The sequence below is a fragment of the Exiguobacterium sp. RM11 genome, from assembly GCF_059821525.1.
On the sequence record NZ_CM187558.1, the window covers coordinates 307309 to 319384 of the forward strand.

Genomic DNA, 12076 nt, shown 5'->3' on the forward strand with positions numbered 1-12076 from the left:
GAAATTTAATTGAATTTTTACATAGAATCGCTCACTCGTCAATTCCTTTTTTTGAGAAAAAAAGTTTGAAAATAATGTTTCTATATATGCGTGTCAAAAATAGGGAGTCGACCGAAAATAGAGGATTGACAACTAGCGTGCCTAGTCCGTAATATTCGTCTCAACACGTCAAACACAATTACATCATTTACTCTTATCGCGAGTTGGCAGAGGGAATTGGCCCTAAGACGCCGCAGCAACCGACCATTTGGCACGGTGCTACATCCACCAGACATATGTCTGAAAGATGAGAGGAACAACCAATTTGGGTGTGCCTCTTTCTCGCGGAGAAAGGGGCTTTTTTCATGCATAGATTCAAGAAAGGGGAAAATCATCATGGCTTATGAGGCGTTTACAGAACAAAGTGTCGTCGAACACGTTCGACAGTTGGGGTTACTAGAAGAGGGGATTGCAGAATGTGAGGAAATCGGAGATGGAAATTTAAATCTCGTCTTTCGCATTCGTCAAGGAGAAACGTCATTAATCGTGAAACAGGCGTTGCCGTACGCAAAAGTCGTTGGAGAGAGCTGGCCGCTCACGCTTGACCGTTCGTGGATTGAACAACTGGCACTCCGTGAGTTTTCAAAAGTCGTACCACAATTCGTACCAGATGTACTCGGTAGCGACCGTGAACTCGCCTATACGATTTTAGAAGATTTGTCAGCGTTTGAAATCGTCCGGACGGGTTTCCTAAAAGGAGAGAGCTATCCGAATTTGGCGCGTCACGTCGGTACATTCCTCGGGGAAACGTTGTTTGCGACATCTGACTATGCGAAAGGACCGCTCGCCAAGAAACAAATCGAAAAAGAGTATTACAATCCAGAGCTATGCGATATCACAGAAAAACTGATCTTCACTGATCCGTATCGTGATGCAGAATCGAATCAAATCGAAACGCCTCTTCGTCCGGACGTGGAGCAGCTTTGGTCAGACCTCGCCTTGAAAATTGAAGTGACGAAATTGAAGGTCGGGTTCGTGACTAAACACGAAGCGTTGCTACATGGGGATTTACATACTGGAAGCATTTTTGCGACGCGTCAGGAAACAAAAATCATCGATCCTGAGTTTGCATTTTATGGTCCATTCGGTTTTGACATCGGTCAAATCATCGCCCATTTGGTGTTCTCGACGTATGCACATCCGTTGAAGCGGTTCGAACGCTTCACAGAAGTGCTCACTGTCTGGGAAACGTTCGAAAAAACGTTCCGTACACGCTTCACACAGGCGGTCGAGCCATTCAACACAGTAGGATTCGTGGACGAACTGTTGCCATCGATTTTGAGTGATGCGATTGGCTACGCGGGCTGCGAATTGATTCGTCGGACGGTCGGTCTAGCGGGCGTCGCTGACTTGGAAACATTGCCAGACGACCTTCGTATCGAACGGAAACGTCATGCCCTAGAACTCGGCACGCGTCTCATCAAACAGCGTCATCAGATTCAATCCATCGATCAGCTGATCCCGGTTCTATCGGAGGTGCGGGTATGAGTGTGCAAAGTATACATTTCGATGCCGACACGGAAGTGTTGACGATTTTAGATCAGACGCTGTTGCCGCAAGAAGAGCGCTATATCGAAGTGTTGACGCTCGAACAGGCCGAACAGGCGATCAAGTCGCTTCAAGTCCGGGGTGCGCCGGCCATCGCTTATTTTGGGGCGTTCGTTCTTGCGAAAGAAGCGTCACGCCTGCAAGACAATCCCTATTTTCATCTCCAATTGAATCAGGTTGGTCAACGGTTGATTGCGACAAGACCAACAGCGGTCAACTTACAACATGTCATCGAATCACTCCTTCGACTGAATGTGGGGGAGGACTTTGAACAGATTGCAAAAGCCATCAAAGCGCGTGCGATTGAAATCTATGAACAAGACGTGGCCACGTATCGCACGATTGGTGAACATGCGTTGACCGTGTTACCTGCTGGTGGGAACGTGTTGACGATTTGTAACGCCGGTGCCATTGCGACGTCACGATACGGTACCGCGCTTGCTCCGTTTTACGTCGGAAAAGAACGAGGCATCCCGTTTCGTGTATTCGCGTCGGAAACTCGTCCACTGCTTCAAGGGGCACGGTTGACGGTGTGGGAGCTCGACCGGGCAGACATCGACGTCACATTGATCACGGATAACATGGCGGCGTGGACAATTCAGACGAAACAAATCGATGCCATCATCGTCGGGGCGGACCGCATCACCCGTACCGGTCATACGGCCAACAAGATCGGGACACTCCAACTCGCGATTTTGGCGAAGCATTACGGCATCCCGTTTTATGTGGCAGCCCCGCATTCGACGTTTGATTTGGAAGCAGACGACACGATTCAAATCGAAGAACGGGACGCGCATGAAGTGACCCATATCGGGGGACATCCGACGGCACTCGTCGGCATCACCGTCTTCAATCCGGCGTTTGATGTGACCCCACCAGAACTCATCACCGGTCTGATCACAGAGACAGGTGTGCTCGAACCGACCGAGTCGGTCATTGTACAACACGTAGGAGGAAACGCATATGTCTAAAAAAATCATCATCTTCCTGTTGACCGTCATCTTAGCACTTGTCGGATGCACGAACGAACAGGCGCAACCGAAAACGACCGCGACAACAAATAAAACGGAGACAAAAACAGTCAGCGTATCGAATGAGACCCTTCCAAAAAACCTAGAAGTCGCCCTCGTCATGCAGATGTCGATTGGGACGTTCTCTTCGCAATATATCGAAGGGGTGACCGAGCAAGTCGAAGCGTTCGGTGGCAACGTGAAAGTGTATAACGCCGATAATGATTTATCGAAGATGGCGAGTTATGTCGATACGGCGACGACGCAAGGGGTCGATGTGATCTTAATTGACCACGGACGTGCCGATGCCTTGAAAGAGCCTGTTCAACGGGCGCTCGACAAGGGCATCAAAGTCGTCGCATTCGATAACGATTTAACGAATGAAGGGGTGACAGTCATCGACCAAGATGATTATTCCCTCGCTTGGCGTTCACTCAAAGCTCTCGCTGAAGACTTGGACGGGGAAGGGAACATCGTCACAATCTGGGTCGGCGGATTCACGCCGATGGAACGTCGTCATACGATTTATGACGCGTTCTTAAAACGCTATCCGGGCATCCAGGAAGTTGCAAAGTTCGGTTCGGCGACGAATAATACAGCGCTCGATACGCAAAGTCAGATGGAGGCGATTTTGAAGAAGTATCCGGAAGGCGAAATCGATGCGGTGTTTGCGATGTGGGATGAGTTCGCAAAAGGGGCGAGCCGTGCCATCAAGCAGGCGGGACGTGACGAGATTGCTGTTTACGGAATTGACTTGAGTGACGAAGACCTACAACTCATGCAAGAAGATGGGAGTCCGTGGGGCGTGACGGCCGCGACGGATCCTGCTGAAATCGGTCGCATCCAAGTCCGTTACGCTTATCAAAAAGTGGTTGGGGAAGAAACCCCTTCGATTCACTCGGTCGATCCTTATTTAGTGGACCGTGACGTCTTGCCGGATGAGCCTGTCACGATGAATGACCTCGGACAGTACGTTAAGGGCTGGGGTGAGTCGAATGCGGCATGGTCGGACTGGATGAAGGAGACGGACTGATGATTCGCTTGGAACGAATCACGAAACATTATGGTGACGTGACGGTACTCGATCAGCTATCGTTCAGCCTAAAACCGGGAGACATTCATGGACTCCTCGGTCTGAACGGGGCGGGTAAGAGTACGCTGATCAAACTGCTGAACGGAACGGTCGAACCGACGTCCGGTGAACTGTCCATTGATGGGACGACCACACGTCTTACACCGGCGGAAGCGATTCGTCAAGGCATCATCACCGTATCGCAAGAAGTGGATGATGCGCTCTATTTGGACTTGCCTGTATACGAAAATGTTCTCCCCTGGCAGACGGTGAAACGGATTCGCCCACAACTGTTGAAACAGCGGGCAAAAGACGTGCTATCCCGGGTCGGGTTAGACATCGATCTAACGCGTCCGGCCGGTCACTATCCGCTTAGCGTGAAACAACGTCTGCTCATCGCCCGGGCGCTTGAGAGTGATGCCAAGTATTTATTACTCGATGAACCGACCGCTGCCTTGTCGGAAACGGATGCCGATGCCTTGCTTGAATTATTACAAACGCTGGCGGCAGAAGGGGTGGGGATTGTGCTGGTCACACACCGGTCAGACGAACTGACGCGCGTCACGTCAACATCTACGTTTCTTCGAGACGGACGCGTCGTATATGAGGGACCGTTTCAACCCCTTTCCACGGAAGCCGTTCAAACCTTTTTGAGTGGGACGACATTTGAAGGGACACAAGAAAAGGCAACCCCTGAGGAGGAGAGTCGCTTATCCGCGCAGTTGACTCTCCCTGCGTTCGGAACGAATCTCTCCGTTGAAGCGTACCGTGGGGAAGTGCTCGGGATTGGAGGATTGACGGGAAGCGGGAAGACGGAACTGGTAGAAGCCTTGTTCGGTCTTTCTGGGCTTCGTCAATCGATCACGGTTGATGGAACAATACACGTGATCAAAGAACCAACAGACGCCGTACGTTTAGGGTTTGCACTCGTTCCGGAGGAGAGACGTCGTCACGGATTATTTCTAGACGAGACGATTGAGCGGAATGTGATTTCTGTCGCAGGAAAGACCGATGGGGTCTCTGACGTATTGGCATCGCTTCGCGTTCGCTATGCGAACGTGAAACAAGCGGTCGGTGAGCTGAGTGGTGGAAATCAGCAGAAGGTCGTCTTTAGCAAATGGTTACTCGACGACCGCGACATCTATTTGCTCGACGAACCGACAAAAGGAATTGATATTGCAGCGAAGCAAGATGTGTATGAACGCGTCGTCGCACTCGCGAAACAAGGGAAGACCGTGTTGTTCACGTCAAGTGAGCGACATGAACTTGAACGGGTCGCCAATCGGATTCTTTGGCTCGACCGTGGACAATTTGTAGAGAAAGGAGGCTCATGACATGGCACAATTAGTGGTCAAAGAACGAAAACGAATCAGCGGTCAGATCGGTCAATACGGGACGTTACTCGCAATCTTTGGTTTGATTGCGGTCTTTACTGTGACGAACGATCAATTTCTGACGTATGCAAACTTTAGTGACATCATCAAATCGGTTTCAATCGTGTCGTTACTTGCCCTTGGTGTCACGTTTTCGCTCATCGTCGGCGGTTTCGACTTATCGGTCGGGTCGACGGCGAGTCTTGCGACAATCGGGGCAGCGGCAAGCCTTGTCCTTCATCGGCAAGAGCTTTTCGTCGCCCTACTGATTCCGCTCGCACTAGGGATTCTCGTCGGATTATTGAATGCGCTCGTCACAATCAAATTTCGGTTACCGGATTTACTAGCGACACTCGCCATCATGTACGTCATTAACGGGATTCAGTTGACGTATACGAAAGGATTTTCGATTTATGACAACATGCCGATTGAAGGGGGGACGGCGCCAGGACGTTTCATCCCGTCGTTCTTATTTATCGGACAAGGGACAATCGGTCCGATTCCGTTCGTTGCCCTACTTATGCTGTTGTTCTTCATTGGGGCTCACTTGTTTTTAACGTATACACGGACAGGGCGAGAGTTTTATTACGTCGGGTCGAACGCAGAAGCGGCCCGCCGCTCCGGGATTGCCGTGAATCGGATCAAGTTGTACGCTTACGTGCTCAGCGGGTTGTTTGCGGCCATCGGTGGCATCATTCTCGCATCTCGGATCGGCACGGGGCAAGTTTCGGCTGGGGCGCCCCTCTTGATGGACGCTGTCGCGGCTGCTTATATCGGTTACGCCGTCTTTGGGACAGGACGTCCGAACGTCATCGGGACGTTGATTGGAGCTATTTTGATCGGAATCCTCTTGAACGGACTGACGATGTGGGACGTACCGTATTATGCGCAAGATATCGTCAAAGGGACGATTCTCATTGGAGCGCTCGGTCTCTCGTATATTCAAAAGAAACAGCGGACATGACAAAACCCCCGGACATCAGTTGTTCGGGGGTTCGCTTTGTTCACGCGTCATTGTGAGAAACGGATACACACCGCCGTTCGTCTCCTGCATGAACGTGTCTTGTGGGATGAAACCGAGCGACTCGTATAACCGGATGGCCCGTTTGTTGAATGTGGCGACGGCAAGATACACTGTGCGAGTCCCATATGTCGCCTCAATCCAATTAAGGATTGAAGTGAGGAATCGATGTCCGTTGCCGCTTCCTGTCAAATCAGGACGTATGCCGAGACCGATGGAAACAGTTTCCGCTGATTCGAATTGCATCGTGACAAAGCCAATCAGCTCATTCGCTTCAAGGATTGCGAACGTCGTGTCTCCCCGTTCATCCGCATCTAAAAATAAGGCGAGATCTTCCTCATCGGCATCCATATTTTAAAACGCATAGTCGCCCTCATAGCGCCACTTGAAGGCAATCACTTCGGCTTGCTCTTGGGAAACGTATGGCTCATAAAAATTCCTCGTCTCTGATCGAAGTGGTCGTGCTACACTCAAATCGTATCATGAAAACAAGGGGAGGGAACGTGATGGCAGTCAAATTGGACATGGTCGGGATCGTCGTGACGGATATGAAGCGGTCGCTCGACTTTTATCGGGCACTCGGGTTTGAGATTCCAGAAGCGATGAACGGGGAAGCGCATGTAGAGATTGACGAAGGAGGCGTACGTCTCGCGTTCGATACGGTAGAAGTGGCCGAATCAGTATACGGGGAATGGAAACAGGCAGACGGGCATCGGATCGAGCTTGCTTTCTTATGTGAAAGCCGTGAGGCGCTCGACCGATTATATGACATGGTACTTGAACAAGGCTATGCGTCACACAAAGCCCCATGGGATGCGTTTTGGGGACAACGTTACGCCATCCTATACGATGCGGATGGGAATTTGATCAGTTTGTTCGCTTCATAAACATAATCCCGGGCCATGTGGCTCGGGATTATTTGTTGTCGTGGCACTCTCCCCATGAACAAAGGGCATTCATGGCAGGTTGAAGGCCGAGGGCATCTTCGGTCAATGAATACTCGACGTGGAGGTGCTTCTCGGTCGAATAGTCGACACGGCGAACCATACCGAGTTGCTCGAGTTCACGCAATTGATCGGTCAACACTTTTCGGCTGACGTCAGGAATCGCCCGTTGAATATCAGAAAAACGAAGCGGTCCATCTTGAAGCGTGCAATACACTTGAGGGCGCCATTTGCCGCCGATAATCTCGAGTGCGCGGTTGACGGGGAACGATGTAGTCATGTTCAAGGAGCCTCACTTTCGGGTAGTTACTTCAATGTGCGTACTTTTTTTCTTGCTTCAATGACAGTATCTTATCGTTATCCGGTGAATTGAGCAAACAAAAAGGAGTAGATGAAACATGACGTATCCAAGAACATTTTCACATATCGGTCTTTCTGTGCCGAGCGTAACCGAGGCCGTTAAATTTTATGAGGACGTGATGGGGTGGTATACCATCATGACACCATCGGACGTCGTCGAGGATGATTCGCCAATCGGCGTGATGTGTACCGACGTCTTCGGACCAGGCTGGGGTAAATTCCGCATCGCCCACATGTCAACAGGAGATGGAATTGGAATCGAGTTATTCGAATTCCCAAATAACGAGACACCAGAAAACAACTTCGAGTTTTGGAAGACGGGAATCTTCCACTACTGTGTACAAGACCCTGACATTGAAGGACTTGTCGAGAAGATTGTCGCCCATGGCGGGAAACAACGGATGCCGATTCGTGAATACTACCCAGGCGAGAAACCATATCGTATGGTGTACTGCGAAGACCCATTCGGTAATCTCGTTGAAATTTATTCACATTCATACGAACTCACATATTCGGAAGGAGCTTACTAAACATGAAAGCATGGCTACTCGACCAACCCGGTCTAGATCATCTGCATATTGGAGAAATCGACCGACCGACACCTGGAACGGGAGAACTGTTGATTCGTGTCGAAGCGGTCGCCTTGAACCCGGTCGACTATAAAGTCGGTTCAAACGGAAACCCGAACTGGGCATATCCACACATTCTCGGTGTCGATCTCGTCGGAGAAGTCGTCGAGGTCGGTTCAAGTATCGCCAACATCATTACGGGTTCACGTGTAGCCGTGCATACGGATCTTTCGAAATATGGAGGGTTCGCCGAGTACACGGTCGTTGATGCTCGGGCGTGTGCGGTCGTTCCACAAGGTGTAAGTGATGAGGCGGCGGCTTCGATTCTGTGTGCCGGAATGACAGCTTATGAAGCGGTCATGCAGAAGCTGAACACGCGGGATAAGGAGACAATTCTCGTACACGCCGGAGCGGGCGGTGTCGGTGGCTTTGCGATTCAATTCGCAAAACGCCTCGGGTTAAAAGTGTTCACGACGGCATCTCCGGAGAATTTTGAGTGGGTAGAATCACTCGGGGCGGACGTGGTCATCGACTATAACGTCGAGGACGTGACGGCACGAATCATGGAAGAGACGAATGGACGTGGTGTCGACTTGATTTTGAACACGGTCGGTCGCGACGTCGCGACGGCTGACCTCGATCGTCTCGCGTTCAGCGGACACCTCGCCTATATCGCCGGTCCACCAGATATGACGAACATGAAAGGTTTCACGTTATCCCCTTCGATTCATGAAGTGGCACTCGGGGCGGCACATGCGAGCGAGGACGAACATGCGATTCGCAACTTGGCGTATATGGCCGAAGAGTTGATGAACTTGCTTGATGCAGGTGAACTGAACGATCTCGTCACAGAAGTGTTATCATTCGACCAGTTGAAAGAAGGTCTCGAAAAACTACAAACGCGGAAAGTGCGCGGTAAACTCATCGTCCGGATTCGCGACTGAGTAGAGGACTCCCTGTTATACTGACAGGGAGTTTATTTGTCGAGGAGGGGAATATATGGAGCGATTAATAGACACGTATCGACAGACAGATGTTCAGTTGAGCGGTCACGGCAAACGGGAAGTCGGGGTGTTGAAACGTGCGTTTGAGCATGTGCGTGACGATGAGCCGAGTGACCAGTATGGACAGGGGAAAACGATTCGCCAGTTTGAAGAGAAGATGGCACAAGTTCTCGGGAAAGAGTCGGCGGTATTCTTTCCAAGTGGCACGATGGCGCAACAGATTGCCCTGCGCATTTGGTGTGATGAAACAGGGAAGAACAAGGTCGCGTATCATCCGCTCTGTCACCTTGAAATCCACGAACAGGACGGTTTGAAGGAGTTGCATCACATCGAACCGGTTTTAGTCGGGGACGAAAATCGGTTGATGACACTCGAAGAGATTCAGGCGTTGCCAGACATCGCGTGTCTACTGCTCGAACTGCCACAACGGGAAATCGGCGGGGAATTGCCGACCTTCGAGGAGCTTGTGGCAATTCATGAGCACTGTCGTGAGAAAGGGATCTATCTACATCTGGACGGGGCACGACTGTTCGAGTCGCTACCGTATTACGAAAAAGAAGCATCTGAAATCTGTGCACTTTTTGATAGCGTGTACGTCTCGTTTTATAAAGGAATCGGTGGGATTGCCGGTGCCATCCTTGCTGGACCGAAATCGTTTTGTGACACGTCGAAAGTATGGAAGCGCCGCTACGGCGGTGATTTAATCAGCTTGTATCCATACATCCTTTCCTCGGATTATTATTATGAGTTGCGAAAAGACAAAATGACCCGGTATCGGGACGATGCAGTGCGGTTGGCAGCACGCTTTAATGAAATCGATGGAGTGTGGACGACACCACGCATCCCCGTCACGAATATGTTCCACTTACATTTTCAAGGGGGAAAAGAGGAACTCGCTGAACGGATTGCAGGAATCCAAGAAGAGACCGGGATTGGCATAACCGGTTATCTCGTTGAAAAAGAAGGATACTGTTCAACAGAAATCAGTATCGGGGATGTTTATGGCGAGATGACTCTCGATCAACTCGATGATCTTTTCAAAAAATTCCATGCTGAATGAGCGTAAAGCTTTGAAGAGTGTTGATCTTCAAGGCTTTTTTATATTGAGAAAAATAGCGCTCTTAAAAGTGATGAAAGTCACTTTGAACAGAACGGCACGTAAACAAAATTTTCGATGAACCAGTGTGTTATACAACATATATCAACGATTTAGATGGAAATTGAGGGACTTCCCCTATATAAAGTGTATACGCTTTCAAATATGCTTAGTTTATAGATTGGTTCACTTGTTTGTCAAAAATAGCGTGTGATGAAACAGAAGGGGTTGCATAAGATGCGTACACATTATCGTGTTGTGATTGTAGGAGCAGGAACCGGGGGAATCAGTGTCGCGGCAAGATTGCTTCGAGAGAAACATCATTTGAAAGATGAGATTCTACTGATTGATCCTGCCACTACTCATTATTATCAACCGTTATGGACACTAGTCGGAGCAGGTATTGTGAAGAAAGAAGAGTCGGCCCGCCCGATGGATTCTCTCATTCCTGATGGGGCGAAGTGGTTACAAGATCATGTGACGACATTTGATCCTGAAAACAATCAAGTCGAAACGTCAAGTCACGGAAAGATTTACTATGATTTTCTCATTGTGTCACCAGGGATTGAAATTGACTGGGGACGCATAAAAGGATTAAAAGAAGCGCTTGGGACAAAAGAGGTCTGCAGTAATTATTCATACGAACACGTTGGCTACACATGGGATACTCTCGAAAAGTTTACGGGTGGAACGGCATTGTTCACACACCCGGCTTCTTCGGTAAAATGCGGGGGTGCTCCTCAAAAAATCATGTACTTGGCGGAAGAGTATTTCATGAAGACGGGCATTCGTGGTTCGAGTCGGGTGGTCTTCGGTTCAGCCAATCCTGCCATTTTCGATGTTGCGAAGTATCGGGACGCACTGGAGAAAGTACTCGAACGAAAACAGATTGAAACGCATTTTCGGGTGAATCTGACAGAAATAAAGGCAGATGAAAAAGTAGCGATTTTTGAAAACTTAGATACGGGAGAATCGTTCGAGATCAGCTATGACATGATTCATGTCACGCCACCGATGCAAGCTCCGGCATTCATTCGGAACAGTTCATTGGCAGACTCTGGTGGATGGGTCGATGTCGACAAACATACACTTCAACATAAGCGATTCAAAAATGTGTTCGGGTTAGGTGACTGTACGAATCTACCGACATCGAAGACAGGCGCAGCCATTCGGAAACAGGCACCTGTCGTTGTCCAAAATGTACTAGATGCAATGTATGGTCATTTACCGACAGCTTCATATGACGGCTACTCTTCTTGTCCGATTGTCACAGGTTACGGTTCGTTGATTCTAGCAGAGTTTGATTATGATAAAATCCCTCAAGAATCGATGCCGTTCAATCAAGCGAAGGAGAGACGAAGCATGTACATTTTGAAAAAAGACTTTTTACCGATTATGTACTGGAACGGCATGTTGAAAGGAACGATGTGAGAAAGGAGGGATCGTGATGGAACGTTCTGCACTTGAAGAACAAACGGTCGAGACCGTACTGACAAGACCTGACGTTGAACAAGCACTGATTGCACTGATCGATCGTTTGCCCAAAATTGAACAGTCTCTCCGCCGTTTAGAGGATGCTGTTGATTTTGGTATGGCGACGATGAAAGATGAAACGGTAAAAGAGAAAGTTGACGCAGCCATCGACAATTCCAATATCCAAATCGAAACGCTTGAAGCAGCAATAAAACTGACTGAAAAGTTACCGATGTTGTTACAGGTGACGAATCAACTTGAGTTCATGTTCACGTTTGTCCAAGATGTATATCATGATGAACAAACGAAAGAATTGATTGGGCAACGAATCGATGAGTATGCCGTGCCAGCGAAAGAAAAGGTTGAATGGACGCGAGAGATGTGGACGGAAGTGCAACAACGTGTCGAACAGGATGACCGCCACATCACCCTATTTTCACTCATGCGTTGGATTAAAGAACCATCAGTTCAATACGGCCTTAAATACGTTCAAGCAACTGTTGATGTACTAAACGAACGGACAATCAAGCGTTAAACATGAATAAATCATGATGAATAGAGTTTTCA

At 49.2% G+C, this 12076-nt stretch carries 13 protein-coding genes and 1 riboswitch; of the genes, 11 read left to right on the forward strand and 2 right to left on the reverse strand.

The window, feature by feature from the left end; all coding sequences use genetic code 11:
- Positions 1-190: 190 nt before the first annotated feature.
- A riboswitch (SAM riboswitch) is annotated at positions 191-293 on the forward strand.
- Between the two features lie 82 nt (positions 294-375).
- From mtnK to AC5LIL_RS01785, 5 genes are read left to right on the forward strand one after another with little or no spacing between them, the layout of a single operon-like run.
- Positions 376-1527: an S-methyl-5-thioribose kinase gene (mtnK, locus tag AC5LIL_RS01765; protein WP_499824661.1), complete on the forward strand. Its 1152-nt coding sequence runs from the start codon at positions 376-378 to the stop codon at positions 1525-1527.
- Positions 1524-2558, forward strand: coding sequence for an S-methyl-5-thioribose-1-phosphate isomerase (gene mtnA / locus AC5LIL_RS01770; RefSeq protein WP_339962924.1), 1035 nt, complete (start codon positions 1524-1526; stop codon positions 2556-2558). Before mtnK ends, mtnA begins: the two co-directional genes overlap by 4 nt.
- The gene (locus AC5LIL_RS01775; RefSeq protein ID WP_074035671.1) at positions 2551-3630 is read left to right on the forward strand and encodes a sugar ABC transporter substrate-binding protein; all 1080 of its coding nucleotides are present in this window, start codon (positions 2551-2553) and stop codon (positions 3628-3630) included. Before mtnA ends, AC5LIL_RS01775 begins: the two co-directional genes overlap by 8 nt.
- Complete coding sequence (locus tag AC5LIL_RS01780; RefSeq protein WP_499824662.1) at positions 3630-5003, forward strand: sugar ABC transporter ATP-binding protein; 1374 nt, start codon at positions 3630-3632, stop codon at positions 5001-5003. Before AC5LIL_RS01775 ends, AC5LIL_RS01780 begins: the two co-directional genes overlap by 1 nt.
- Before the next feature lies 1 nt (position 5004).
- Positions 5005-6006: an ABC transporter permease gene (locus AC5LIL_RS01785; protein ID WP_499824663.1), complete on the forward strand. Its 1002-nt coding sequence runs from the start codon at positions 5005-5007 to the stop codon at positions 6004-6006.
- A 15-nt stretch (positions 6007-6021) separates the two neighbouring features.
- Here the strand turns inward: AC5LIL_RS01785 and AC5LIL_RS01790 are convergent, their stop codons facing one another.
- Complete coding sequence (locus AC5LIL_RS01790) at positions 6022-6414, reverse strand: GNAT family N-acetyltransferase (protein ID WP_499824664.1); 393 nt, start codon at positions 6412-6414, stop codon at positions 6022-6024.
- A gap of 155 nt (positions 6415-6569) precedes the next feature.
- Here AC5LIL_RS01790 and AC5LIL_RS01795 point away from each other — a divergent pair, with 155 nt between their 5' ends.
- Entirely contained in the window at positions 6570-6950 is a 381-nt protein-coding gene (locus AC5LIL_RS01795) for a VOC family protein (protein ID WP_499824666.1), read from the forward strand.
- Between the two features lie 28 nt (positions 6951-6978).
- Here AC5LIL_RS01795 and AC5LIL_RS01800 read toward each other — a convergent pair whose 3' ends face one another.
- Positions 6979-7287 (reverse strand): winged helix-turn-helix transcriptional regulator, encoded by a 309-nt coding sequence (locus tag AC5LIL_RS01800; protein ID WP_031422089.1) that lies wholly within the window; start codon positions 7285-7287, stop codon positions 6979-6981.
- A gap of 118 nt (positions 7288-7405) precedes the next feature.
- Here AC5LIL_RS01800 and AC5LIL_RS01805 point away from each other — a divergent pair, with 118 nt between their 5' ends.
- From AC5LIL_RS01805 to AC5LIL_RS01825, 5 genes are all read left to right on the forward strand, one after another.
- Positions 7406-7897 (forward strand): lactoylglutathione lyase family protein, encoded by a 492-nt coding sequence (locus AC5LIL_RS01805; protein WP_499824667.1) that lies wholly within the window; start codon positions 7406-7408, stop codon positions 7895-7897.
- A 2-nt stretch (positions 7898-7899) separates the two neighbouring features.
- A complete protein-coding gene (locus AC5LIL_RS01810) occupies positions 7900-8880 on the forward strand; it encodes a zinc-binding dehydrogenase (RefSeq protein WP_499824668.1) in 981 nt (326 codons plus the stop codon).
- Positions 8881-8935: 55 nt separating this feature from the next.
- Positions 8936-10000, forward strand: a complete 1065-nt coding sequence (locus AC5LIL_RS01815) for a threonine aldolase family protein (protein ID WP_499824672.1) — start codon at positions 8936-8938, stop codon at positions 9998-10000.
- A gap of 273 nt (positions 10001-10273) precedes the next feature.
- Entirely contained in the window at positions 10274-11467 is a 1194-nt protein-coding gene (locus AC5LIL_RS01820; RefSeq protein ID WP_499824673.1) for an NAD(P)/FAD-dependent oxidoreductase, read from the forward strand.
- Between the two features lie 16 nt (positions 11468-11483).
- A complete protein-coding gene (locus tag AC5LIL_RS01825) occupies positions 11484-12044 on the forward strand; it encodes a hypothetical protein (protein WP_214744723.1) in 561 nt (186 codons plus the stop codon).
- The last annotated feature ends 32 nt before the right edge of the window (positions 12045-12076 follow it).